31 protein-coding genes are annotated in these 25166 nt (G+C 36.2%); 8 read left to right on the forward strand and 23 right to left on the reverse strand.

All coding sequences use genetic code 11. From position 1 onward, the window contains the following. Nucleotides 1–4 precede the first annotated feature (4 nt). Nucleotides 5–331: a c-type cytochrome gene (locus ACP5S8_RS01640; RefSeq protein WP_461875455.1), complete on the reverse strand. Its 327-nt coding sequence runs from the start codon at nucleotides 329–331 to the stop codon at nucleotides 5–7. Between the two features lie 220 nt (nucleotides 332–551). Here ACP5S8_RS01640 and ACP5S8_RS01645 point away from each other — a divergent pair, with 220 nt between their 5' ends. Genes ACP5S8_RS01645 through rlmB form a run of 5 tightly spaced genes read left to right on the forward strand, consistent with a single transcriptional unit; the run spans nucleotide 552 to nucleotide 4300 of the window. Then, nucleotides 552–1148: a hypothetical protein gene (locus ACP5S8_RS01645; protein ID WP_461875457.1), complete on the forward strand. Its 597-nt coding sequence runs from the start codon at nucleotides 552–554 to the stop codon at nucleotides 1146–1148. 60 nt (nucleotides 1149–1208) lie between these two features. Continuing rightward, the gene (locus tag ACP5S8_RS01650; protein ID WP_461875458.1) at nucleotides 1209–2546 is read left to right on the forward strand and encodes an MATE family efflux transporter; all 1338 of its coding nucleotides are present in this window, start codon (nucleotides 1209–1211) and stop codon (nucleotides 2544–2546) included. Continuing rightward, on the forward strand, nucleotides 2536–2874 hold the full coding sequence (locus ACP5S8_RS01655; protein WP_461870993.1) for a hypothetical protein: 339 nt from the start codon (nucleotides 2536–2538) through the stop codon (nucleotides 2872–2874). Before ACP5S8_RS01650 ends, ACP5S8_RS01655 begins: the two co-directional genes overlap by 11 nt. Beyond that, on the forward strand, nucleotides 2871–3575 hold the full coding sequence (kdsB, locus tag ACP5S8_RS01660) for a 3-deoxy-manno-octulosonate cytidylyltransferase (protein ID WP_461875459.1): 705 nt from the start codon (nucleotides 2871–2873) through the stop codon (nucleotides 3573–3575). Before ACP5S8_RS01655 ends, kdsB begins: the two co-directional genes overlap by 4 nt. Further along, entirely contained in the window at nucleotides 3560–4300 is a 741-nt protein-coding gene (gene rlmB / locus ACP5S8_RS01665; protein WP_461875460.1) for a 23S rRNA (guanosine(2251)-2'-O)-methyltransferase RlmB, read from the forward strand. The genes kdsB and rlmB overlap by 16 nt, the downstream gene beginning before the upstream one ends. On the opposite strand, the gene ACP5S8_RS01670 is transcribed toward rlmB, so the two are convergent. The 10 genes from ACP5S8_RS01670 to ACP5S8_RS01715 form a co-directional block, all read right to left on the reverse strand. After that, nucleotides 4270–5166 (reverse strand): hypothetical protein, encoded by an 897-nt coding sequence (locus tag ACP5S8_RS01670; RefSeq protein WP_461875461.1) that lies wholly within the window; start codon nucleotides 5164–5166, stop codon nucleotides 4270–4272. The two genes, rlmB and ACP5S8_RS01670, sit on opposite strands and share 31 nt — an antisense overlap. Further along, complete coding sequence (locus ACP5S8_RS01675; protein WP_461875462.1) at nucleotides 5163–6824, reverse strand: methyl-accepting chemotaxis protein; 1662 nt, start codon at nucleotides 6822–6824, stop codon at nucleotides 5163–5165. Before ACP5S8_RS01675 ends, ACP5S8_RS01670 begins: the two co-directional genes overlap by 4 nt. Before the next feature lie 45 nt (nucleotides 6825–6869). Further along, nucleotides 6870–7832 (reverse strand): 4Fe-4S binding protein, encoded by a 963-nt coding sequence (locus tag ACP5S8_RS01680; RefSeq protein WP_461875463.1) that lies wholly within the window; start codon nucleotides 7830–7832, stop codon nucleotides 6870–6872. Continuing rightward, a complete protein-coding gene (gene nrfD / locus ACP5S8_RS01685) occupies nucleotides 7826–8725 on the reverse strand; it encodes an NrfD/PsrC family molybdoenzyme membrane anchor subunit (RefSeq protein WP_461875464.1) in 900 nt (299 codons plus the stop codon). Before nrfD ends, ACP5S8_RS01680 begins: the two co-directional genes overlap by 7 nt. A 13-nt stretch (nucleotides 8726–8738) precedes the next feature. Beyond that, nucleotides 8739–9410: a 4Fe-4S dicluster domain-containing protein gene (locus ACP5S8_RS01690; RefSeq protein ID WP_015418936.1), complete on the reverse strand. Its 672-nt coding sequence runs from the start codon at nucleotides 9408–9410 to the stop codon at nucleotides 8739–8741. An 18-nt stretch (nucleotides 9411–9428) separates the two neighbouring features. After that, complete coding sequence (locus tag ACP5S8_RS01695; RefSeq protein ID WP_461875465.1) at nucleotides 9429–12242, reverse strand: molybdopterin-dependent oxidoreductase; 2814 nt, start codon at nucleotides 12240–12242, stop codon at nucleotides 9429–9431. A gap of 127 nt (nucleotides 12243–12369) precedes the next feature. After that, on the reverse strand, nucleotides 12370–12843 hold the full coding sequence (gene coaD / locus ACP5S8_RS01700; RefSeq protein ID WP_461875466.1) for a pantetheine-phosphate adenylyltransferase: 474 nt from the start codon (nucleotides 12841–12843) through the stop codon (nucleotides 12370–12372). Further along, entirely contained in the window at nucleotides 12840–13490 is a 651-nt protein-coding gene (locus tag ACP5S8_RS01705; RefSeq protein ID WP_461869926.1) for a succinate dehydrogenase/fumarate reductase iron-sulfur subunit, read from the reverse strand. Before ACP5S8_RS01705 ends, coaD begins: the two co-directional genes overlap by 4 nt. Further along, the gene (locus tag ACP5S8_RS01710) at nucleotides 13487–15685 is read right to left on the reverse strand and encodes a methyltransferase domain-containing protein (protein ID WP_461875467.1); all 2199 of its coding nucleotides are present in this window, start codon (nucleotides 15683–15685) and stop codon (nucleotides 13487–13489) included. The genes ACP5S8_RS01705 and ACP5S8_RS01710 overlap by 4 nt, the downstream gene beginning before the upstream one ends. A 1-nt stretch (nucleotide 15686) precedes the next feature. Then, the gene (locus ACP5S8_RS01715; RefSeq protein ID WP_461869928.1) at nucleotides 15687–16391 is read right to left on the reverse strand and encodes a SapC family protein; all 705 of its coding nucleotides are present in this window, start codon (nucleotides 16389–16391) and stop codon (nucleotides 15687–15689) included. Nucleotides 16392–16458: 67 nt separating this feature from the next. Between ACP5S8_RS01715 and ACP5S8_RS01720 the strand changes: the two genes are divergently transcribed. Genes ACP5S8_RS01720 through thiD form a run of 3 tightly spaced genes read left to right on the forward strand, consistent with a single transcriptional unit; the run spans nucleotide 16459 to nucleotide 18521 of the window. After that, complete coding sequence (locus ACP5S8_RS01720) at nucleotides 16459–17022, forward strand: nitrous oxide reductase accessory protein NosL (RefSeq protein ID WP_461875468.1); 564 nt, start codon at nucleotides 16459–16461, stop codon at nucleotides 17020–17022. 6 nt (nucleotides 17023–17028) lie between these two features. After that, entirely contained in the window at nucleotides 17029–17745 is a 717-nt protein-coding gene (gene lptB, locus ACP5S8_RS01725; protein WP_461875469.1) for an LPS export ABC transporter ATP-binding protein, read from the forward strand. After that, nucleotides 17742–18521, forward strand: coding sequence for a bifunctional hydroxymethylpyrimidine kinase/phosphomethylpyrimidine kinase (thiD, locus tag ACP5S8_RS01730; RefSeq protein WP_461875471.1), 780 nt, complete (start codon nucleotides 17742–17744; stop codon nucleotides 18519–18521). Before lptB ends, thiD begins: the two co-directional genes overlap by 4 nt. 132 nt (nucleotides 18522–18653) lie before the next feature. On the opposite strand, the gene ACP5S8_RS01735 is transcribed toward thiD, so the two are convergent. The 12 genes from ACP5S8_RS01735 to infA form a co-directional block, all read right to left on the reverse strand. Next, nucleotides 18654–19748 (reverse strand): DEAD/DEAH box helicase, encoded by a 1095-nt coding sequence (locus ACP5S8_RS01735; RefSeq protein WP_461875472.1) that lies wholly within the window; start codon nucleotides 19746–19748, stop codon nucleotides 18654–18656. Between the two features lie 120 nt (nucleotides 19749–19868). Then, nucleotides 19869–20108, reverse strand: coding sequence for a KH domain-containing protein (locus tag ACP5S8_RS01740; RefSeq protein ID WP_015418926.1), 240 nt, complete (start codon nucleotides 20106–20108; stop codon nucleotides 19869–19871). Nucleotides 20109–20121: 13 nt separating this feature from the next. Beyond that, nucleotides 20122–20373, reverse strand: coding sequence for a 30S ribosomal protein S16 (gene rpsP / locus ACP5S8_RS01745; protein ID WP_461869933.1), 252 nt, complete (start codon nucleotides 20371–20373; stop codon nucleotides 20122–20124). Nucleotides 20374–20474: 101 nt separating this feature from the next. Beyond that, nucleotides 20475–21782: a signal recognition particle protein gene (gene ffh, locus ACP5S8_RS01750; RefSeq protein WP_461869934.1), complete on the reverse strand. Its 1308-nt coding sequence runs from the start codon at nucleotides 21780–21782 to the stop codon at nucleotides 20475–20477. 26 nt (nucleotides 21783–21808) lie between these two features. Then, nucleotides 21809–22045 (reverse strand): YggT family protein, encoded by a 237-nt coding sequence (locus ACP5S8_RS01755; RefSeq protein WP_461869935.1) that lies wholly within the window; start codon nucleotides 22043–22045, stop codon nucleotides 21809–21811. Further along, nucleotides 22042–22398 carry a 50S ribosomal protein L17 gene (gene rplQ / locus ACP5S8_RS01760; protein WP_461869936.1) on the reverse strand — a complete coding sequence of 119 codons (357 nt, stop codon included), beginning with the start codon at nucleotides 22396–22398 and terminating at the stop codon, nucleotides 22042–22044. The genes ACP5S8_RS01755 and rplQ overlap by 4 nt, the downstream gene beginning before the upstream one ends. A gap of 4 nt (nucleotides 22399–22402) precedes the next feature. Beyond that, complete coding sequence (locus ACP5S8_RS01765; RefSeq protein WP_461869937.1) at nucleotides 22403–23362, reverse strand: DNA-directed RNA polymerase subunit alpha; 960 nt, start codon at nucleotides 23360–23362, stop codon at nucleotides 22403–22405. Nucleotides 23363–23372: 10 nt separating this feature from the next. Continuing rightward, on the reverse strand, nucleotides 23373–23996 hold the full coding sequence (gene rpsD, locus ACP5S8_RS01770) for a 30S ribosomal protein S4 (RefSeq protein ID WP_461869938.1): 624 nt from the start codon (nucleotides 23994–23996) through the stop codon (nucleotides 23373–23375). Between the two features lie 3 nt (nucleotides 23997–23999). Next, nucleotides 24000–24392, reverse strand: a complete 393-nt coding sequence (gene rpsK / locus ACP5S8_RS01775) for a 30S ribosomal protein S11 (protein WP_461869939.1) — start codon at nucleotides 24390–24392, stop codon at nucleotides 24000–24002. A 12-nt stretch (nucleotides 24393–24404) separates the two neighbouring features. Next, nucleotides 24405–24785 (reverse strand): 30S ribosomal protein S13, encoded by a 381-nt coding sequence (gene rpsM / locus ACP5S8_RS01780; protein ID WP_461869940.1) that lies wholly within the window; start codon nucleotides 24783–24785, stop codon nucleotides 24405–24407. A 14-nt stretch (nucleotides 24786–24799) separates the two neighbouring features. Next, nucleotides 24800–24913, reverse strand: a complete 114-nt coding sequence (rpmJ, locus tag ACP5S8_RS01785) for a 50S ribosomal protein L36 (protein ID WP_012513335.1) — start codon at nucleotides 24911–24913, stop codon at nucleotides 24800–24802. Between the two features lie 9 nt (nucleotides 24914–24922). Continuing rightward, nucleotides 24923–25165: a translation initiation factor IF-1 gene (infA, locus tag ACP5S8_RS01790; protein WP_012513334.1), complete on the reverse strand. Its 243-nt coding sequence runs from the start codon at nucleotides 25163–25165 to the stop codon at nucleotides 24923–24925. Between the last annotated feature and the right edge of the window lies 1 nt (nucleotide 25166).

Genomic DNA, 25166 nt, shown 5'->3' on the forward strand with positions numbered 1-25166 from the left:
GTTGTTATCTCAAAGATAGGATGAATCTAGCGAGCTCTTCAGCTTGGGCTTGGGTGACGTTTTGAGGCGGCATAGGTACTGGACCCCATATACCAGAATTTCCGTTTTTAATCATTTTTGCAAGGTATGGAACGTATTTTAGGTTGTGGTGATACTTGGCTGCCACATCTTTCCAAGCTGGTCCCACTACTTTGTGGTCAATGGCATGACACGCAAAACATCCCTTTTCCTGAGCCAACGCTTGTGGGCTTATCGCCATTGCGCTTACCTGAGCAAACGCTACACCAGCCAAAGCCAGCATCATCATTTTACGTCTTAGAAGACCTTTCATAGGCTTAACCTCCTTTACTAGATATATAAATTATTTTATACCAAAATCATGAAAAAATGATGAAGATTTTAGAAAATGTATATGTGAATATTTACATATTACATTATAATTAGTATGTCATAATTTATAATATATGAAGTAGATTTGTTATGAAAAAATATTAGCCTTATCATCTACAATAGCCTTAGGATTTTTGATAAGCTCGTGTGCTGATACAGATATGCAAGGGTTAGAATCAAGCGGATTGCTTTACCCTCATTCACAATCTAAATATATCATGGGAGCCCCAGCAAAAGCTTATCACAACGAACAAGCTTACAAACAAACCATAAAACCCACATCTATAAACCCAAACGCTATAAACAGCACAAAAACAGCCTCCACAAACAAAGAGCAAGCACCTGTTCAGGTAAAAAGAGAAATCGCCATTATAAAAGCCCCTTATCGTAGAGTATTTCAAGAGCTTATAAAGTTTTGCTCTTTAAACAACTACCATATCCTAAAACAAAGCTATAAAGAGGGCTTTATAAGGTGTGATATCACTACGAATACAGCGCAGTTTTATGAAAACCAAACACCAAAAGAAGTATCTAAATTTGTAGTAAATGCACCTTCTTTAGGAGGCTTAGCTGCTTGGACGCTCACTATGGATATGTTTATAACACCCGGGACAAACAATAAAACCATGATAGAGTTTGTGCCAAAATACTACGCCGTTAGCATGAATTCAAAAGGTAAGCTTGTTTTAATTTCAAACGGCTATTTTGAAAACAGCGCCATAAGTTTTATAAACCAAGACTTAAAAGAGTTTCCTTAAGTTTTTTAGCTTTTAAGAGAAACAAGCTTAAATTATATATTGTGCTATACTATTAAAACCTTGGAAGCAAACCTTATTGTCGATGAGTCTAAGACTAAAAAAGATATATTAAAAGCCGTCCTTAACGTTGCTACACCGGTTATTATTTCAAATTTGCTTTATACCGTTGAAACGCTTGTATCGCTTCTTTTGGTATCGCATCTTGGCAAAAGCGCCATAGCTGGGGTTGGTTATTCAATATCAATGATGTGGTTTGTTTACTCTTTGATGGCTCTTACTTACAACGGAACGTCTATTATGGTATCTCATCGGGTTGGAGCCGGCAAGCCATTTTTTGATGTGTTTTTAAGCGGTATGGTTTTATCGCTTTTGTTATCTATACCTATTGCCATGTTTGGTACAAAGCTAATACCAGAGCTCATGCTTTTGTTTGGAGCTAAAAAAGACATAGCAAATATAGCAAAAATATATCTAAAACCCATCTTTTTGGCGGCCTTTATACAATTTGCTACAGAGGTATTTTACGCTACATACAGCGGTATGGGTCAAACTAAATTTCCCTTTAAAGTATCGGTGGTGATGAATATAACCAACATAGTGAGCTCTTACGTGCTTATAAATGGTAAGCTCGGTTTCAAGGCTTTTGGTATAGAAGGGGCAGCTTTTGGTATTGTAATATCAGAAGTGGTTGGATTTTTAATTTACGCTTATGTACTTTTTGCTAAAAAACCCTTTGGTAAACTTTCTTTTAAAAGCCTAAAAACTATCTTGGAAATGTTAAAACTTGGCATACCGGTAACAATAGACAGGGGTCTTACAAGTTTGTCTTTTAATCTTTTCGTGGGTTTTGTGGCAAGGTTTGGCAATACTATTTTAGCAGCTTATCAAATAGGTCTTAGGTTAGAAAGCATATCTTTTATGATAGGATACGCTCTTAGCATATCTGCAAGCGTATTGACTGGACAAAATTTTGGCGCTGGCAACATAAAAGGGGCTTTTAGAGGAGCAAAGGTAATTGCAAACTTTAGTGCTTTGGCAATGGGTATAGTTGGTCTTATAGTGATTGCTTTATCAAAATATATGGCTATGATATTTACAAACGATAAAAACATAATACATTACGCCGAAATATATCTTATCATGGTAGGCTTAACGCAGGTGTTTTTATCTTATAGCTTTGTTTTATCTGGGGCTATAAAAGGCTTAGGGAAAACTTACATACCTATGATTATAAACATAGTATCGTTTTGGATTTTTAGAATAATGCCTATAGTTGTTATGTTAAAATATATCTTCAATCCATTTGTACCTTGGGTATTTATGAGTGTTGAAACTGTAGCAAGGGCTATTTGTTTTTTGGTAGTATTTAAATATCTGGAGAAAAACTATGGATATTAACGCTGAACTTGTACAGCTAAGACAAACGCTGGAAGAGCAAAAAAAAGCTATAGAAGAAAAGGATAAAACTATAGAAACTTTAGACAGAGAACTTGTCAAATGCAAGACCGAATATGAGCTTTTAGAAAAAAGAAACAAAGAGATAAGGCAAGAGCTTGACAACATACTAAAGATAGTAGAAGACGTAAAAGCTATGATAGAATCAAAAGACCAATATATAAAATCTTTAGAAGAAGAAAAGAAAAGACTTACTATGTTAAACATTGGGCTTTTCATAGCAACGCTTATCTTGATAGCCATTGTCATAGTATTTTCTCTAAAATCATGAAAACGCTTATAGTAGTACCAGCCCGTTTAAAATCCACAAGACTAAAGCACAAACCTTTGATAGAAGTATGTGGTAAGCCCATTGTAAGATGGGTGGTTGAAAATCTCAAAAAAACAGGATTTGACATACTTCTTACATCAGACAGCGAAGAGGTGTACAACGTAGTAAAAGACCTCCATATAGATTTCGTAAAAACAAAAGAAGATTTAGCCTCTGGAAGCGATAGGGTTTACGAAGCTTCAAAAGATTTTAATGTAGATTTTATTATAAACCATCAAGGGGATGAGATTTTTTCATACAAAGAGGATATAGAAAACCTTGTTAAAAGCTTACAAAACTCCTATGTAGCAAGCTTATACACAAAACTTGAAAAAGATTCTCCGGCAAACGTAAAACTTGTGCTTGACAAGGATTCAAACGCCCTTTATTTTTCTAGGTCTTTAATACCTTACAAAAGAAACAATATATCATCTATTTACCCGCTAAAACATATAGGTATTTACGCTTTTAGAAAAAATATATTAGAAACATTTGTAAAATTACCCCAAAGTACGCTGGAGCAGATAGAAGGTTTAGAGCAGCTGAGACTTTTGGAAAACAGCATACCAATAAAGATGGTTTACACAAAAAACTTTTATCATGGGATAGATGTAGAAGAAGACATAAACGTTGTAAAGGAGATGTTATGCAAAACTACGTAATATGGGGGAGAAATCCCGTCATAGAAGCGCTTTTATCTGGCCAATCGATGGAGAAAATACTGGTAGCTCATGATTCAAAAGCGCCAAAAGAGCTTTTAGAGCTTGCCAAAGAAAGGGGTATAAAAGTCCAGATTGCACCAAGGCAAAAGTTAGAAGAGCTTGCAAACACAAAAAAGACCCAAGGCGTCGTAGCCATACTAAGCCCTATCACCTATGTGCCAGAAGAAGAGCTTTTCAGAAAAACCATAAAAGAAAAAGGCTTTTTCGTGGTGCTTGATCACATCACAGACCCGCAAAACGTAGGTTCTATAGCAAGGACTGTCGAAGTGTTTGGAGGTATAGGGCTTTTAATACCAAAAGATAGAAGCGCTCCAATAAATCCTACGGTGGTAAAATCTTCTTCAGGTGCCATATTTCATCTTAAAATCTCTAAAACTCCAAGTATAAGCAAGGCCATAAAGACCTTTAAAGAGATGGGTGGCTGGATTTACGCCCTTGAAAAAGGCGGAAAAGATATAAAAGAAGTAGATTTTGCATATCCTATGTGTATAGTGCTTGGCTCTGAAGGAGAAGGCGTGTCAAAAAATGTGCTAGAGCATTCAGATGTAAGAGTATCTATACCCATGAAAGGCAAAGTAACATCTCTTAACGTAAGTGCAGCTGGAGCCATATGTTTGTGGGAAGTTTACAAACATCAAGCAAACATAGGAGCGTCAAAAAAGTAATATCCAAGATAAGCTCTAAGATAACTCTCCAAAGCGCTTATAGGGGCTAAATTTTGTGGAGCCCTTTGCTCATACAACGGACTAGAGGCAAACTTTCTTAAAATAACACAAATGCCGTTGGCCAAAGAAGAAGTTTTTTCTATATCCATGTTTGCCAATGTTTCAATTCTAACAAGCCCAGTTATATCGTTGTTTAGCGTGGTATACCAAGTGTAGTAAAAGTTTTTTTGGTCTTGGCTTGTGTAGTGTATTATAGGTGTTCTTTGAAAGGCTCTTATTTCATATAAAAGCTCAAGATTTTTGGGACTTACAAAATATTTCCTATGAGATTTAATAAAGCCAAAAACCAGCTTGTTGTCCAAACCTGAAAATGTAATAGGCAAAGAGCCGTCCCATATTATAATCTCAGCGCTTGTATTTTTTGTATAATCCATCAAACTTTCATGCTCTAGCTGTTTTAATAAAACAAGATGATCTTGGTCTTTAGCGACTAAATCGTATTTTGCATCTTTTACAATTATTTGATTTTTTGGTATCTCTTTGTCTGGTATTGCTATTTTCTTTGTTTTTATGCTTTTAAAAGCCTCGAAATCATTATAGATATTGGGTCTCATCTCACATATACCGCTTGCCAAACTAAATAACCTAAGTCTAGCCTTGTTTTCTTTGTAAAAAATTTCACTATCAAGTCTTACTATACCATCAAGAAAAGCTATACCATCTGGTATACTCACATCTTTAATGTCTATGAGAGCCCAAAGGGAGTTTCCTACCTCTATATACTCATCTATACCCTGCGCTGTTTCTTCCCATTGACCTTCGTTTATTTTATCGCTATCCCAAGAAGAGTTAAAAGCATCCGTCATAGTTTAAACCTGTTGATAAATTGCTTTGAGCTGTCCACAATACTTTTTACAACCTCTGACTTGCTCTTTATATTTAAAATCTTTGAAGTATTCTTTTCTGAAGAATCCTTTATATTAAACACAGCATTTACTATGGTGTTTAGAGCTGCATTTTGCTGTTCTATGGCTTTTGCTATTTGACTTATAAGAAAAGACATCGTTTCAAAGCTACTTATTATCGTTTTAAACTCCTCTGTGGATTCTTGAGTAGCTTTTACAGTGTCTTCTATAGCTTTTATAACTTCGTTTACCATACCGCTTATTTCGGAAGCGACTTCTTGGGTGTTGTTTGCTAGTTTTCTCACCTCATCGGCTACCACCGCAAACCCTCTTCCTTGCCCACCAGCGCGGGCAGCTTCTATAGCAGCGTTTAAGGCTAGTAGGTTTGTTTGTTCTGATATATCTATTATTTTTTCTATAAATTCTGATATCCTTTTACCAGAATGCATAATCTTTGAAGAAGCTTGGCTTAAAGCTTCCATCTTCTCCTTACTAGAAGCTATAGAGTCGTTCATAGATTTTGTAGAGTTGTCGAGTTTTTCCGTGCTATTTGATATATCCTTTAAAGTAGCAGAAAACTCTTCTATCATAGAGGATATAGCGTTAATTTCTTCGTTTTGCAACGATATATTCTCTGTAATGTCTTTTATATCTCCTTCAAAAGAGTCTATATGCTCAGATATTTTGTTGAAACTATCTACAGAAGTTTTTAAGCTTTTAGAAAGCTCATCTAAAGCGCTGTTTAGATTGCCTTTGATATTTTCAAATTCACCAGAAAAGTTTGACGATATTCTATACCTTAAATCACCTTGAGATAAAGATTTTGCCAAATCAAAAAGCTCCGCAAAAATAGTTTTCAATACATTTGCTAAGTTTCTATAAGAAGATACGATGTTTCCTATTTCATCTTTAAGATTTACATCGCTCAAAGCGCTAAAAGCTCCAGAAGAATCTGAAAAATCGCCGTTGGATAGCTCGGATATAGAAGTTTCCATCTTGGAAAAAATAGATGTATATTTTGAGAAAAATCTACTCATCACAAAAAATACTACAATTATTACAACCAAATAAAACATAGATATACCAATTGACATAAATATACCTAGGTTTCTAAATTTGTTTAGATCAAGCTTTAGCGTCAAAGCTCCTAAAACTGTCCCTTCTTTAACCTGATGGCACTGTAAACAATTTATGCCTTTGTAGGGTCTAGCTATATAAGGCATAGTGATTCTAAAAGAAACGTTTTTTAAATTTTCATCAAACACGTATATGGGTTTACCAGTTTTCAAAACTTTGTAGTCTATAGCATCCCTTGGATTTTCGTTTTTAAAGCCTGGTCCGAATTGTTTGTCTACAGCTTCCCCTCTTATAACATAAACATCTTGAATACCTTTTATGTATTTTACTTCTTTTAGTATAAATTCTCTAGTAGCCATGGTTCCGTTTAGCATATCTGAATTGAGCCCTATTCTTACCGTGTTGGCAGCTATGTAAGCGGTTTGTTTAGCGCTTTTGACAGCTAGAGATCTAGTGAGATAAAGTATGGCTACAGTGCTCACTATCCAAAGGAAAAAAAGAGCAAGCAATATTCTTATGTTTACTTTCGTTTTAAATTTCATGATAATATTTTAAATGAAAATCTTGATAAATGTCAATGAATTTGTTTATTTTAAAAAATCTAATATCATATTTTGTAGATTTTGCTCTTTTTGGCAAAACAGGCATAAATTTTGGTTTTCTTCCTTGGTATAAAAAGTTTTTCCGCAATTCTCACAGGTTCTTTTATCGGATTTTGAGATATATTCATATTCATCACTATATTTCGACGGTATAACGGCTTTTCTAAGAGTGAGAGGTTTTAAAGGATGGCTTATAGCACAAGCGTATTCACATAAACCACAAGCTATACAAAGCCCGTGAGAAAATTTTAAACCCTCTTCTAACTTTATAGCTTTTTGAGGACATATAGAAACACACGCACCGCATAGGTTGCAGTCTTTTGAAACCTCTATGTATCCAAATTTACCTTCAAAAGGAATTGTGTTAGAGCATAAATCTTTTATGTTTAATGGTTTAAAATTTTGCTTTTCTTGATTTTTAAAATGAGTATATCTAAACTTTGGTTTGTAGTCTTCATTTACAAAAGAAGGAATATACTTAAGTCTAAATATCTTTGATAAATATATAGTTTTTGATATAAAGTTTTTTATATCTTTTGAAAAGCTGTAAACACAATTTTCACAAGCGCTTATATCTATATAAAGCTTTTTTGAAGAAGATATATTTAACAAATCTTTTTCACTAAGAGCTAAAAGGCACGGTAGCATAACCTCGGCTTTGTTTGATTTTGCACAACCTACGGAAATTTCTTCTTTTTCTAAGCTTTTTATAGAATCAACATAGTTTATGTTTATCTTGATAGCCTCGGTAGGGCATACTAAAGAACATGCACCGCAGAGGGTGCATGAAGAGGCTTCTATGGAAGCGTTTTCTAAATCTATAGCGTTTGTTGGACATATCTTTTCGCAAGCATCACACTCTTTTTTTGATTTTATCACATTGATACACTTTTTTTCGTCAAAACTAATAGGAAATTTTAGTTCTAAAAGCCCAACAAAATTTACCATGGGTATGTGTAATATCCAAACTTTAAGATATAAAACCTTAACAAGAATCCACCCATTAGCACCAATATAGAAGCCAATACCACAAGAGATTTAGAATGCTTTTTGATAGCGTATATCTCCAAAAAAAACGGTACTAAAAGTCCAAGTATTACGAAAAATCCCATAAATCCAATAGAAGAAAACATTTTAGAAATTATATATTTACCAGCGGCGCTTGATATAAAAAGATAGTTAAAGAAAGCTGAGATTATAATTATCTCCAAAGCAAGTAAGGCTATGTCGAGTTTTTCGTTTTCGTGAGCGATATGAGAAGGTGATACTAGCATAAAATAAGCTGTGGCAGTTGAAAGAGCGGATACCATAAAAAGTACAGGCAATCCTGGATTTGACCAGAGTGTTATAGCCGGTGCTGTAGATAACAAGAGCCCAGTGTAAACGGCGGTTAAAAGCCCCATAATTCCACTTATGTATCCAAGTTTATCTACCAAAGAAGGGTTTAAGGTTTTGAGCTTTTGAGAAAAAGGAAAGTTTATAGAAGAAGATATCAAAGAAAGGCCCCATACAGCACCAGTGATAGTATATATCATAATAAACGATGCACCCCAAAATATCCAGCTAGTAGGGTGGGTCCATACAAAAAACGCAAACCAAGGTTTAAGCATGTGTATAAGCAAGAATATTCCACCAAAATTTACAAGCCCAATACCAAGGAGTGTGGATAGACCAAAAAGCAAAGGATGTTTTTCTTTTCTTATAAGATAAAAATAAGAGGATAACGCTCCCATTGAGCCACCCAATCCACCTAAAAAAAGATAAACAGCTATCATCCATCCCCAAGACGTCTGATGCACAAAGTGCTGATAATTACCAAAGTACATTGTAAGTCCGTCCATATTTACCTCCTTTTCAAATAGTTTGTTTATAAGGTGGTTCATCAAGATGATGAGATACAACACCTACAGGCGTTTCTTTTGACGTTACATAAAATACCTTGGGCTCTGTACCAAGCTGAGGACTTAGCGGTATAGCCTTACCTTCTAATACAAGCCTTGATACGTAAGAATCTACATTTAAATCTCCAAACATACGGCAGTTTGTAGGACAAGTCTCCACACACGCTGGTTCTAAACCTTCCTTAAGTCTATGGTAGCACCAAGTACATTTATCTATATGAGGCGTAGTATGCCTTGCCTCTTCGCCGTAAAGTTTTTCACATTCGTCTACATCGTCAGACTCATAGGGATACCTCGCTCCGTAAGGACAAGCTATTACACAAGCCTCACAGCCTATACATCTTTCGTGATTTACAAGCACAATACCTTCTTCAGTTTTGTAAGTAGCTCCAGTTGGACAAGCGTAATAACAAGGAGTGTTCTGACATTGCATACAAAGATGTGGAAAAAATACGCGTTTTGCCTCTGGAAACTCACCTATCTCTATTTGCTCTACCTTTGTTCTCCACTTTTCTGACCAATAGGGAGTTTGATTTTCTTGGGCGCAAGCGGCCATACAAGCGTTGCATCCTACGCAAGAGTTTAAATCCACCACGAACACCCATTTTGGTATAACTTTTTCCATAAAAGCCTCCTAAAATGTTTAAGCCTTAACTACTTTTACAGTAAACTCGTTTGCTCTATATCCACCTATGACAGGCTCTGGTCTATAAGGTATCAAATCGTTTAAAGGAGTCCCTAAGCCACCACCGTATGTGAGCTTTTTAGAAGAAGCCCCAAAAGCCGCTGGTATAAATATCGTATCTGGTCTTATTAGCTTTGTAAGATGAGCCTTGCCTTTTACTTTTAAGTTTGGATACATAGCATTTACAACAACAATTTCATCAGCTTCTTTTATACCAAGGGACTTTGCTTTTTGCTCATTAATCCATATACCGTAATAAACACCTTCTCTCCACTTTCCTATGCTTACTAAAATAGGATTGTCCACTGTAGCAGCACAAGTATGAGATTGTAGCGGTATTTTACCGTGAGTTATAAAAAATTCGTTTTCTTCAAGCTTCACGTCTTCTGGTGCTATATCACCTTTCCATTTGGGTGGTATGTAAGCGATGAGTGGGTCGTAGTTTGGTTTATAGCCAAACATATTTTGTAAGGTGGCAAATACGTTTGAATAAATTTCCATGCGTCCGCTTGGAGTAGGTACAGGTTGATGCCACGGGACGGAGTATTTAGCCATAAGCTCTTCTCTATCCATTACATTTATTACACCGTTTCTTGATATTTCCTCATCAAGCTCTTTTACGGATTTTGTCACTCCTTTATACTCTTTTAGCTCACCAGCTACCATTCTAAGTTGAAGTTCTCTTATGGCTGGTACTATTGTATGGTATTTGTTCCAAGACTCTTCACATTTTTGATTGAGTTCTTTTTTGTCCCATTTCCAATACTGATAAATTTCTGCCATTTTGTCAAGCCAAGGTACGTTCATAGCTTTTGATAGCATGTACATAAAATCCAAAGCGTGCATTTCATCACCGTCTTTTTCCATGGCAGCTTCCCTTGTACCAAAAGTATAATCGTGAGATGTGTTTATATCAAAAATGATATCTTTCTTTAGTATATATGGTATGTCTGGGAAAATAACATCCGCATATAGCATGGTATCTGAAGGCATGGTATCAAAGCCTACCACCAAATCAAGATTTGTTAAAAACTCTTTCCATCTTTGGGTTTCCACATCACCTCTTATAAGATTTAGAGCATATATAAAAACAGCTTTTATCTGATATGGTTGACCGTTCCAAAAAACCTCTTTCTTGGTAGATTCATAAAAGCCGTTGTCAGTAATAAAAGGAAACACGGTAGCTTCTTTACCCTTTGAAAGCTCGGTTTGTAAATAAGCCCATTGGATAGACGGGTATCCATGTGTCCAAGCTTTTGGATTAAAAAAGTATTTAAAACCAACGTCCAAAACCCTAAGTATTCCTGGTATGTCTACGTCTGGATAGCCTTTGATGGGTATGGTAATTTTGTTGCCGTTTTTCTTTGTAAAATCAAAAAAGTCTTTTATAAGCATCTTGTAGCTTCCACCCGTTACCCAAGTACCTGGCTTATCGTATCCACTCGTTATAGCTTGTATGATAGCCAACGTTTTTCTTAGCTGAATGGTATTTTCATACCTAGAGTCGTAAATTCCCGGTTCTATGATGGCTGGTTTCATAGTGGCAAACTCTACGGCGACTCTTTTTATGGTGGAGGCCGGTACATCAGTTATTTTGGAAGCCCACTCCGGTGTATAGTTTTGTGTATAATCTATAAGATACTCAAATACGGTTTTTACGCTTTTGCCGTTTACATTGAGATTGTTTGTAAAAAGTGCTGGTTTTAGGTTTTTACCATCCTTAGATATTTTGTTTGTGTTGTAAAAGCCAAATACTTTTTGAACAGAACCAGATATTTCATCGTAAACATACCAAGCTTCTACGGCACCGTCTTTATCTACGTCAGACAAAAGCTGCAAATTTCCTTTCTCATCTTTGTAAGCTAAAAACGGAGCGTTTGTAAAATATCTTAAGGTTTCTTCATCGTACAAAGGCTTACCATCTTCTTGTTCTCTTAGTATCACATGAAGCATAGCCAAAGCAAAAGCGTTGTCTGTGCCAGGTCTTATAGGAATCCACTCATCCGCTTTAGCGGCAAGTTCTGATGCTCTTGGGTCTAATACCACAACCTTTGCGCCGTTTTTAATACCAGCCCCAAACCTATGGGCTCTTCCTGTTGATATACCAGCCAAAGAACCGTTGCTTCTAACTGCCAATATATATTTTGCTCTATCGTAATCGCACACCACCTCATCGTGGGTGTTGTAGTTTCCAAACACCGTATGAAGACCTAAATGCTCTGAACCAACGCAATGCTGTATAGGAGAACCAAAAAGCGTCGGTATTTGAGCAGCTAACACAAAAGGTAAAAGATATGTACCGTAGAAAGCACATCCTTGCCATCCTCCCATTAAAGCCATTTCATAAGGTTTTATATCTTTTAGCTTGTTCATCATGTAATCAAAAGCTTCTTCCCACGTTGCCTCTTTAAACTTCCATTCGCCTCTTTTAGAGCCTTCAATCCTTATGAGAGGTTTTTTAATGCGGTCTTTATCGTATATGTAAGATATACCACTTTGACCTCTAGCGCATGCAACCCCTCTGTTGTAAGGATGATGAATATTTCCTTCTATTTTCATAAGCCTATTTGGTTTGCCATCTACATAAGCTACCCTTACTTTTATACCGCAGGTGTTTGCGCAAAAATTACATATATTTGGTTTGTAAGCGTATTTAATGTTTTTAGTTTGTATTGCCTTCGCCTGTTCTGGGGTTAGCAACTTTTTACCCACCAGCGTAGCAACACCAGTAGCAGCCATTCCCTTCAAAAAACCACGCCTTGTAACGTTCATAACAAACCTCCAAGTTAATACTAACTAAATCAAGCTCTAAATAATATAATGACACTAATCAAAGAAAAAGTCAATATATTTATTTAAAAATAACGATAAAACAAGATTTTTATAAAAATTTTATATTTTAAGATGAAAGAACATCTTGCTCTATAATAGGGTGTACAAAACCTTTCAAAGAGGATTTATACCTTATTAAATCCCTAACTATGGTGGAGCTTATATGTATGTATTCTTGGCTTGGCATCATAAAAAGCGTTTCAAGACCTCCCAGTATATAATTACTCATCGATATTTGAAGCTCGTATTCAAAATCCGTAAAAAGCCTCACACCTCTTACCACAAGCTTTATATTTTTTGATTTGGCATATTCAACCAACGTGGTATCAAAGATCTCTACATAGACATTTTTTAAATTTTCGGCTTTTAGTATCTTGTCAAAAAGATGCTTCCTAATGTTGGCTTCAAACATTGGATTTTTGTGAGGGTTTCTCGCTATTGCTACAAATACTTTATCAAAGATACAAGAGGTCCTTTTTACTATATCAAGGTGTCCTAAGTGAGGTGGGTCAAAAGTCCCTGGATATATAACTTGGCTCAACTATCCAAAAGCTCCCTTATCAAAGTGGCAGGTTTTACCTCTTTAGGACATGCGTTGTTACACTTGTTGCAAGAAAGACAATGCAATATCAAAGTGTCTTTTGCCTCCAAAAGTCTGATATCGTGCTCACGGTCTCTAGGGTCTACAAAAAGCCTATAGAGCTTGGCAAAGAACAAAGGACCAGCATAATCTTTATCTGTAACTTCTGGACAAAAGCTCTGACAAGCATAACACAATATACAATCCGAAGCTTCTTCTATTTTTTTGCTAAGCTCCTGATTTATTTTTAAATTATTTTCAACAGGTGTTATCCAAGCTTTATAAGCTTTTATTCGATGAGACATATTTGAAGTATCTATAACCAAATCTTTCACAATTTCAGCGTTGTTTAAAGGTTCTAAAACCGTTGGACTTTCCTCTAAAGCATAGGACAACGCCTGCTCTTTGCAGATAAGCTTAGGAAAACCATTCACATTTACAGCACAAGTACCACATATACCAGCCCCGCAAAACTGTCTAAAAGCCAAAGAAGGATCTATATACTCTTTTATGTACTTTAAAGCGTCTAAAAGTGTCATACCTTCTTTGTAGGGCACTTCGAAAGTCTCAAACCTATCTTGTCTTCTAATGCTAAGCTTAAGCTTCATTTCTCCAAATATGTGTTTACTATATATTCTCTTCTCATGACGTTGGTCTGGATAAGTTCCCAAAGAACATCTAATCTTTTAAACCAGTAGTTGTTTATGGGCTTTTTAGAGGCTAGTACTATGCCAAATTGACCGTGTAAAGAAAAAGAGTTTAATATTGGTTTCATATAGTTATAAATATATGTTTCCATACCAGCTGGGTTTATGTTCATCTGCTGGTTGTTTCCGGTGTTTAGAGTCAGTACCGGAGGGGGACCCATTATTTGCACTATATCACCCGGGAAAAGCGGCGTAGCGTTAGCATGTGTATAGCCAAATCCAGCTTTCCTAAGAGCTATCTCTAACCCCCTTGCACTCACTCTATTTAAGGTAAATTCGTAATCTCCATCTTCCACAGACCAGTCTAAGCCTTTTCTAACTTTCACATAAGGTCTGTCTTTGTTAGAAAATGTAAATATAGCTACTCCATCTTCTTCTATCAAATCTTTAGCAGCCTCAAAAAACTCATACGGGTATTCCAAGTTTCCTATAACATTTTCTAAAATCACAATACCAAAAGTTCCCCATCTATCTTTTAGGCTTTTAAGATATTGATGATCCAAACTCTTAGCACTATCTACGCTTATATTTTTAAGAGCCTTTCTAACCTTTTCTGTTTGAGCTTCACTTCTCTCCACACCGTATGCTTCTATACCAAGAAGTTCACTAGCCACAGCAAGAAGCTTACCAGCGTTAAAACCAACATCAAGCATCTTTTTGCCTTTCAGTTTGGGCTCTACATCAAGCAAAGCTCTTATAGTGGGATAGGTGTATATGGTAAATATGTTGGTAATGCCAAGTTTTTCTTTGTTGTCAATATTGTCAATATCTTCTATATCTTTAGTATCGTAAAAAGGTTTTAGCTGCTCTTTGTTTAGTATATCGTCCAATGTTTTTTTAGCTTTTCTTGGTAAAGAGAATATAGAACCACAAACGCTACACTCCCATAGCCTATATCCCCAAGACTTTTCAACCTCTTCAAAATATACGTTTGTTTCTTTACAGATTGGACACTCGGTGGGTATATCTTTGTCCGGATTTTCTATATAATGCACTATCGTTTTAAACTTGAAAATAACTTCATCTACATCTATGTTATCAAAACAAGGGCTGTAAAATTTCTGTTTTATTTGGGCTTCCTGACAAGGTCCCGCTACAGCGTGCATAATACAAGGGGCAGAACATGTATTGCCAAGATATTTAGCATAGACTGGTTGCGATGTGGTATAGCTCATCTTAGGGAAGTGTTGGGCTTCTGGGGCTACACCACCAGATATTACTACGCAAGGTTTTTTAAGAGCCGCTGCTATATGGGGTACAACCGTATCAGCGGAGATAACTCCATCTACTTCTTGAATTGCCGCTACAAGATACTGAGGTTTTTCCATGTAAGGGGATAGGTTTTCCACATCCATCATATAAAGTTCTTTTGATATATCTACAGCGGGAGCTTCCCATTTTGGATGAGCGGTAATAAAAACATACTCATCCTTCATTTTTTCTATTATTTTTGATACAAGGTAAGGAGGTAAGCTTCTATGTATAGAGGAAGCCACCATGTGCGCCATGATTATCTTTTTTCCTGGATTTTCATCTCTTATTTTTTGTATTATTGGCTTCATATATTCTATTGCTTCTTGCTGAGGTACTACAACCGGGTCTTTATCTGTTATATCGAACTGTCTTAGCTTGGCAGCCCAAAAATCTACCAAATTCATATAGTTGTAAAAGTAAGAGCCAACGTATTCGTAGCAGTCCGTATAATAATCTACTTCTTTAAACCTTGTGTAAGGAACTGGAGTATATATAAATTCATCTACATAAGGGTTGCCTTCCAATAGATTATACCCTTGTCTTGTTTCCATTATTATATAGCTTTTAGGATACTTCTTTTTAAGATGTTTTAATATCGGTGTAAACATCAAAGAGTCACCAAGGGCGAACAAGTTTAATATCAGTAAACTTTTTCCGTTTAAATCTTCACCGTAGTATTCTTTAGGGAGTTCTGGCACTTTTGTTTGTTCATAGTTATCTCTTGGAAGTTGTGCCATCAAGTCACGGGCTATCACATATCTACTTTTTTCCATGAATGTATGAAAATCTGCTCCGCCAGCGTAAGGCTGTTTAAAGGTTCTTTTTACTCTTATTATCTCCATATTAACCCATCCTCTTTAAATATCTTATAAATTCCACATTCATAAGAGAAGATGCTACGTTGTATATTACAGGCGTAACACCTCTTCTTGTAAGATCGTACAGCTTCTCCGGAGATATACCAAGAAGCACACCTGGGTCTGGCATCACTGCGCCTTCTATAAGAAACTTTTCATCGTCATCTATTTTTAACTCTAAATCTGTTTGTCTTAAGATTTTAAGATCGTGCATCTCTTTTATAAGGTTTGCCGCTATTTCAAAATCCTGATAAAAACCAAGAGCCATTTGAGATATTTTTTGAAGATGTTCTGTGGCCTCTCCAAGAACATTTACAAACTCTATTTCTTCGCATTCGGTGGATTCTTCTGGCATCTTATCGTAAAATACCACTACGTTGTTGGTAGCCCTATCTCTTATAGCACCAAAAGGATAAAAATCAAGCACTTTTGGCTTATGGTCTATCTTCCATTTGCCATCTTTCGTAAGATAGTGGTTTACATCGCCTCCCAAAACAGCGAAAGCCGCAAAAACCCCTTCGTGATGAGCAAACACAATGGGATAAAGGGCTGCTAAATAAACCAACTCAGACATGCCAACCGGTACTATTGTGAAATCCCTACTAAAAGAGTAGTTTTTCGGCATGCAAATTTCTAAAGGCTTGTCCTCCACCGTATTTATAACTTTCGGGTAATTGTATATACCTAACATAAAATAATTATAGCATAGATATCGTAAAAGCTTGAAAAATTCAAAAATTTTTTATATTTAATATGATATGAGAAAGGTAAATCCGCTATGGTTTCTAATGCTCGCACAGATTGGACTTATACTTTATGGCTTTTATAGGCTAACGCTTACAAGGTTAAACATAAGATGGTTTGAAGTCGCTTGGGTTATCGTAGGTCCCGTGATACTGATGTCTTTTTTTGGCATTTACACATATTACAATATAAAAAACGCATACAAAGAGCCTTCTGAAGTAAGGACATCAGACAGGTGTCCCGTTTGCGGGGCTTTCGTATATTCACACCCAAACACCATAACAGAAATTTACTTGGATGGTAGATATATGTATTTTGACTCCTTTAAAGATATGTTAAAATTTATTAAAGATATGGATTTTTATATATCTTACAGAAAGCTAAATATAAAAGACAAAAACATAAAATCTATTTACACAAAAGACTTCCAAACAAAGCAGTGGATAGATGGTAAAAAAGCTTTTTACGTCAACATAAACGACGATATATATGCGTTTTCATCCTTGGAATCCGCCAAAGATTTTGCAGCATTAAACAACATCCAAGAAATAAAGACTTTTGACAAATTGCTTTCATAGATTTTTATGATAGAAGTATTAAATATTTCTAAAAGCATTAAAAACAACCCTATAATATCCAACGTATCGTTACAAATACATCCAGGTGAAATAATAGGGCTTATGGGTCCAAACGGTGCCGGTAAAACCACGATATTTAACGCAATTTCTGGCTTTATAAAAGTTGATAAGGGAACTATAAAAATAGACGGTCAAGAAGTAACCCATTATCCACCTTATAAAAGAGCCAAATTTGGTCTTTCTTTCTTGCCTCAAGAGCATTCTTTGTTTGAAGAGATAACGGCCTGGGACAACATCCTAATGTTTGCAGATTTTATATATAAAAACAAAAAAGATGCACAAGATATATCAGAAGAACTTCTTCAAAGCTTTGGGCTTTTAGAACACAAAGATAAAAAAGCAGGTGAATTATCTGGTGGTATGAAAAGAAAATTAGAGGTAGCAAGATGCCTTTTGATAAAACCATCCTACATAATGCTTGATGAACCGTTTGCTGGAGTAGATCCGGTGGCTATCTCAGATATAAAAAAAATGCTTTTAGATTTAAAAGAAAAAAATATCGGCATACTCATTACCGATCACAACGTTTTTGAGCTTTTAAGGTTGATAGATAGAGGTTATATAATAAACCACGGAAGTGTATTGGCGGAAGGGACTCCAAAAGATTTGCTAAAAAACGAAAAAGTAAGGGAAGTATACATAGGATATGAAATAGAGCTATGAAAAGCGTAGTACTTGTGTTTGCAGGGTATGATCAAACCTCTGGAGCAGGGGTTATAGCAGATGCTAGGACAATAACTTGCATAGGAGCTCATCCAGTTTGCATAACCACTTCTTTTGTAATTCAAAATACCAAAGGTGTAAAAGAAGTAATATTTTTAGAACCAGATATCATTAAAAAACATATAGATATACTTGATGTAAAGCCTAAAGTTGTAAAAATAGGCGTAGCAGGAGATGACAGCGCCATAAGGCTTATATCAAAAGCTATAGACACGTTAAAACCAGAACACGTGGTATTAGATACGCCTCTTTTTTCCAAAAACGACACACCTCTTTTTAAAAGTATAGAACTTTACAAAGATTTAATAGTATCAAAAGCCACCATCATAACACCAAACATAAAAGAGGCCTCTTTTCTAACGGGTATTGACATAAAAACTAAAAAAGATATAGAGCGAGCGGCCAACATCTTTCTCGATATGGGAGTAAAGCACGTAGTTATAAAAGGTGGACATAGAGAAGATGAACCAGGCGTTGATTTTTACAAAAGCATGGAAGAAAGTTTTGAAATAAAAAAAGATTTTATACAAACAAAAACTACCCATGGCACAGGATGCGTCTACGCTTCTTCTATAGCGTCTTATTTAGCTATTGGAAACGACGTAAAAGCTTCCATAATAAAAGCCAAAGATTACGTAGATAAAGCCATAAAACAAGGTTATATGTTAAACAGCGACAAAGATAGCTGGGGTGTACTTAACATAAGCACCCCATAGTTTTTATTTTTCAGCTTTTATCAAAACAAACGCTACAAACAACACAGCGCTTACAAAAATCGCAAAAGCGAACACGTAAAGTAAAATAGTCATGAATATATTTTACAGTATAAACATAAAAATAAAATAAAATTACACCGATATTTTTGATCTCAGTTTCTTTATGCGCCACAACGCCTTGGAATCTTCTGGACATATTAAAGAGAATGCTTTACCGCTTTTACCTATTCTACCAGTCCTTCCTATCCTATGTATGTAAAGCTCTGGATCTTCAGGTATGTTGTAGTTTATTACGATTCCTACGTCTTTTATATCAAGGCCTCTGGCGGCAACATCGGTAGCTATCAATATACTAACAGCACCAGATTTAAATGCACTCAGGGCTTTTTCCCTTTGTCTTTGCGTAAGATCTCCATGAAGAGCCTGAACTCTTATGCCCTTTTTCGTAAGCAAGAAAAATAAATCTTTTGCATCTTTTTTAGTTTTTACAAAAATAAGCATTTTTTCCATAGGATGGGTATCTATTATATGCATAAGCTCGTGTATCTTTTCTCCGGGTGAAGACAGTTTTATCATCTTCTCTTCTATGTTTGGCTTTAGCTCTACCGATGGCACTTTCACAAATTTGAAATCGCTCTTTAAAAATCTTTTTGCTAAAATCTCAATACGGTTTGGTACAGTGGCTGAAAACATATAAGTGGTTCTTTCTTTTGGCAAAAAGCTTATTATGTATTCTATATCCTCTATAAAGCCCATATCAAGCATTTGATCAAATTCGTCCAAAACGAGATATTCTACGTTTGACAAATTTAAAGCTTTTCTATCGATGAGGTCTTTTATACGTCCAGGGGTTCCTATTAAGATATCCACATTTTTATTTTGCAAAATATCCAAATTCTGTTTTACAGAGGTCCCGCCGTAAAATACGTAAGAAAAAAGCCTTTTATACTTGGTAAGCATATATATCTGCTCTTTTACCTGTATAGCCAGCTCTCTAGTAGGTGTCAGCACAAGAGCTTTAACGCCAGGTTTTCCCTTTTGAAGCTTTTCTACTATTGGTATAGCAAAAGCCCCTGTCTTCCCTGTCCCGGTAGCAGCTTGTCCCAAGATATCGTAGCCTTCCAACGCTAAAGGAATAGCGTCTCTTTGAATGGGTGTTGGTTCTTTATATCCAGCATCCTCCAAAGCTTTTTGTAGTTCTAAACTAAGTTTTGAGAATAATGACATTTTGTTTCTCCTTATAAATCTTTTAATATAAATATAGTAAGTTTTATAGAATAAGCAACATTTATTTTTTATTATCAACAAACACCGCCCACACAGTGGGCGGATAGCCTTATAAAATTATTACTCTATAATCTCCAACATATATTTTTTGCCGCTTTTTCTACCCATAGCCGATACAAGCGTTCTCAGGGCTTTGGCTATGCGCCCTTGTTTACCTATAACCTTACCTATATCTTGAGGGCCAACCCTTAGCTCTATAACAACGGTTTGCTCTCCCTCGACCTCAACCACGTTTACCTTAGATACGTCCTCTACTAGGCTTTTTGCGAAGATTTCCACAAGATCTTTAGCTTGGCTCATACGTTACCTCCTATTAAGAATTTGCATTAACGTTAGCGTTAGCTTGTTTTAAAATAGCTTTCACTCTATCAGAAAGCTGAGCACCCTTTTTAATCCATTGGTCTATGGCTTCTTTGTTTAAATTTATTACGTTGCCAGATTTTGGATCGTAGGTGCCTAAAATATCCAAATAATGCCCCTCTCTTGGAGACTTTGAATCCATCGCCACTATCCTATATATAGGATGATGTGTTCTACCAAATCTAGCTAGTCTTATCTTTACCAAAGCTCAGTACCCTTTTATTTGGCTTTTAAAAACCAAATAGAGTGGATATTTGTAATCGCCTACCACTCTGGCGATATTTATATTTGAAATATTCTTCATAGTTAAAACGGAAGCCCTAAACCACCAAACGGTGATTTCTGATTCTTCAGCTTTCTAATCATCTTTTTCATATCCTGATATTGTTTTAAAAGCTTGTTAACGTCGGAAACGGTAGTACCGCTACCTTTAGCTATCCTTTGTTTACGGCTTAAGTTTATAATGTTTGGATTTGCTCTTTCCTCAGGAGTCATAGAATCTATCATTGCTATAATACGCTTGAATATCTTTTGATCAACTTTTATATTTTTCAGCTGAGAACCAACCCCTGGCAACATTGAAAGTACTTTGTCAAGAGGACCCATATTCATCATAAAACTTATATTTTTCTTTAAATCGTTTAAATCAAACTCTCCTCTCATCATTTTATAGGTTATAGCTTGAGCTTCGTCTTCACTAATGACTTGTTCAGCTTTTTCTATAAGACTCTGCAAATCGCCAAGACCTAATATCCTTTGGGCAATCCTATCTGGATAAAATTGGTCTATATCCTCCAGCTTTTCACCAACGCCTATATACTTTATTGGAATACCTATGGCATCCTTTATAGAAAGCGCTACGCCACCTCTGGTATCACCATCCATTTTGGTAAGAATAGCTCCCGTAAGCCCTACGACTTCATTAAAAGTTTTAGCTACAGAGAGGGCTTCTTGTCCTTGCATGCTATCAGCTACGTATATAACCTCAGAAGGTTTTACAGCTTCTTTTATGGCTCTTAACTCTTCCATCAGTTCGTTATCTATATGAAGTCTACCAGCTGTATCTAAAAATAAATAATCGTATTTTTTGCTTTTAAAAGCCTCAAAAGCCTCTTTTGCTATATCAACAGGGTTCTTGTCTGGACTAAATTCTAGGTATTCTACGCCTGCTAACTCAGATACGCGCTTTAATTGAAGCATGGCTGCTGGTCTTCTTACGTCTGTGGATACCGTCATAACACTTCTACCGTTTTTCTTCATGAGGTTTGCTAACTTACCTATTGTCGTGGTTTTACCAGTCCCCTGAAGACCAACAAACATTACGACTCCCTCTTCTAAAGGAGAAGCATTTCCCCCTAGCGTTTTGACAAGCTCATCATAAACGCTCATTATAATCATATCAGTAGGGGACAAGTGAGTTTTTATCTCTTCAGAAAAGATACGTTCTCTTAACCTTTTAATAAAATCCTTCGCTACATCATAATCTACATCAGCTTCCAATAAAGCAGCTCTAATATCTCTAAGAGTATCGTTAACTAACTTTTCATTTAACTTTTTAGCACCTTTTAGCTTCTCTAAACTTCCACTAATCTTTTCCGTTAAAAGTTCCAACATAGTCTATATTATACCATAATGTAACACTATCTCAAAATATGCTGCAACACCACCAATATAAATATAAGCACCGCTGGAGACAAATCAAGCCCAGCTACAGGCGGCACAACCCTTCTTATAACCTCAAGAGGTGGCTCTATTATCTTTGCTAAAAAATCAAAAAAACTATTCTCGGTAAATTGTGGAAACCAAGAGCCCAACGAATATACAATTATCAAAATAATATAAACCTCAATAAAGGCGTCTATAAGCCTAACTATCATTCAACAAACTCTATTATAGCCAACTCTGTGCTATCTCCTGGCTTCCTGTTTGGTAGTTTGACAATCCTTGTATACCCACCGTTCCTACCTTCAAACCTAGGAGCCAACTCTGTGAATAGTTTTCTTACAGCCTCTTTATCTGGAAGAAGCGACAAAGCCCTTCTTCTAGAAGCCAAGTCACCTTTCTTGGCAAGTGTTATAAGCCTTTCCACAAACGGTCTCAAAGCCTTTAGCTTGGCTTCAGAGCTCTCTATCTTTTCAAATAATATAAGAGACCTTGCCAAAGACCTCATCAAGGCGGTTCTTTGTTCAGCAGTCCTGCTAAAATGCTTTTTCTTAACTTTATGTCTCATATCATCACACCTCTGAACCTCTTTGTTCTCCTATATTCATACCTAAAGAAAAACCCATGTTTTTAAGAGCTTCTTTTATCTCAGTCAAAGCTTTTCTACCTATGTTTTTAGAGCTTTTAAGCTCATCCTCTGTAAGCTGCACAAGTTCCCCTATGGTTGTTACCCCTATTCTTTTTAGTGAGTTTAAAGCTCTTTGAGAAATATCAAGCTCCTCTATAGAAAATGTAAGTTTTTCCATCAACTCATCTGGGGGCATAGGTTCTGGTAAAGTAGGCACTTCATAGGATATATTCGTAAGCATGTTCATGTGTTTTACTATAAGCTCTACAGCTTGTTGGACAGCAGTGTCTGGAGGCACAACACCGTTGGTGAGAAGCTCAAAAGTAAGCTTATCATAATCTGTTCTATCACCTACTCTAGTAGCCTCCACTCTAAAAGCTGCAACTTTTACAGGAGAAAAATCAGCATCAAGCACTATCCATCCAGCTTCTCCTATTTGCTCCATCTCATCAGACATAACATAACCCTTTCCTCTTTCTATGCGTATTTCCATTTTAAGGGTTATATTGGTAGAGTTTATTGTAGCAATGTAAGCATCTTTGTTTATGATGTTAACATTTGGAGGAGTTTTGATATCAGAAGCCAAAACAACACCCGGCGTATTTCTTTCTAAATACAAAATCTCTAAATCAGAGTCTTTCAAGTCAAATCTAACATTTTTAAGATTTGCTATAAGCTGTAACACATCTTCTTGGACACCTTCAATAGTAGAAAACTCGTGTTGAACACCTTCTATCTTTATAGCCGTGATAGCACTACCGTATATAGAAGAAAGCAAAACCCTTCTAAGAGCGTTACCTATCGTAGTGCCATAGCCCCTTTCTAAGGGTTCTACAACAAACCTACCATAGTTTTTATCTTTTTCTTCCCAATATATTTTCATCGGAAAAATAAACTCTTTCATATATTTCCCCTTACACCCTTGAATAATACTCAATGATGTACTGCATATTTATAGGCACTTCCAAAACAACATCCTTAGGCTTATCCACAACCTTACCTCTAAAATTATCCTTATCTATCTCAAGCCAATGAGGTACGCTTCTTGGGTCGAGATTTTCAAGATTTTGCCTTATCTGAGGTATATCTTTGGAATACACTTCTATTATATCTCCAACATTTACCTGATAAGAAGGCACGTCAACTTTCTTACCGTTTACCATTATATGGCCGTGTGTTACAAACTGACGAGCTTGCCTTCTGGTACAAGCTATGCCCAACCTATAAACTACGTTATCTAAGCGTCTTTCCAAAAGCTCTATCATTACAGAAGCTGTATTACCTTTTGCTTTTGAAGCTTTATCAAAGTACTTTCTAAATTGAGACTCTCTTAAACCACCGTACAACATTTTAAGTTTTTGTTTTTCATTTAACCTAAGCCCAAACTCTGTAGATTTAGCCCTACGACCTTTGGTTCTACCGTGTTGACCTGGCGGGAAATTTCTTCTGGTTAAAATCTTGTTGCCGCTTAACTTCCCTGAAACAACAACGCCAAATCTTCTGTCTACTTTAGACCAAGCTTGTATCTTTCTTCCCATATGTCACACTCTCCTTCTAGAAGTTGGTCTACAACCGTTGTGAGGTATAGGGGTAACATCCCTTATGGCTTTTATTTTAACACCGGCGGCTTGGATAGATCTTATAGCAGACTCTCTACCAGCACCCGGACCTTTTACCCAAACCTCTGCCTCCTGTAAACCGTATTCGTTTACAGCCTTCTTTATAGCCTTCTGAGCGGCTACTTGAGCAGCATAAGGAGTACCCTTTCTGGTGCCTTTAAAACCAGTGGTACCACCAGATTCCCAAGCTAAAGTGTTTCCAAGAGAGTCAGTTACAGTTACTATAGTATTGTTAAATGTGCTATAAATATGTACTATTCCACTGCTTACATTACGCTTTTCTTTCTTTGTTTCTTTGGTCCTTTTCTTAGCCATTATAAAACCTCCTTACTTTGATACCTTCTTCTTGTTGGCAACGGTACCTTTTCTTCTTCCTTTTCTAGTTCTAGCGTTTGTCTTTGTTTGCTGGCCTCTTACCGGTAGCCCTCTCACATGTCTAAGGCCTCTATAGGTACCTATATCTACCAACTTTTTTATATTTAACTGCACTTCTCTTCTTAAATCACCTTCAACCTTTATGTTTTGCTCTATATACCTTCTTAATTGATTCAACTCTTCTGGCGTAAGCTCACCAAGTTTCTTCGTAGATGGTATGCCAGTTTGCTCACAAACCTCTTTAGCCTTAGACCAACCTATACCATAAATGTATGTTAACGCCACTTCCAGTTTCTTGTGATCTGGTAAATCAACACCTGCTATTCTAGCCATATAAAACCTCCAACTTAACCTTGCCTTTGCTTATGCTTAGGATTTTCACAAATCACCATAACACGTTTTTTCCTTCTTATAATCTTACACTTTGGACATATCGGTTTTACAGATGGTCTTACCTTCATAAAAGCCTCCTAAACTCTATAAATAATTCTACCTTTTGTAAGATCGTAAGGTGTCATTTCCACCTTAACCCTATCACCTGGTAAGAGCTTTATAAAATGAATCCTCATCTTACCAGACACATGGGCTATAATAGTGTGCCCATTGTCCAATTTAACCCTAAACATAGCATTTGGAAGAGCCTCTTCTATAACACCTTCAAATACAATACCCTTTTCTTTTTCTGGTTCTTGATTCTTGTTCTTCTTTGCCATA

It is taken from the genome of Hydrogenobaculum sp. (genome assembly GCF_049967395.1).
Classification (GTDB): Bacteria; Aquificota; Aquificia; order Aquificales; family Aquificaceae; genus Hydrogenobaculum.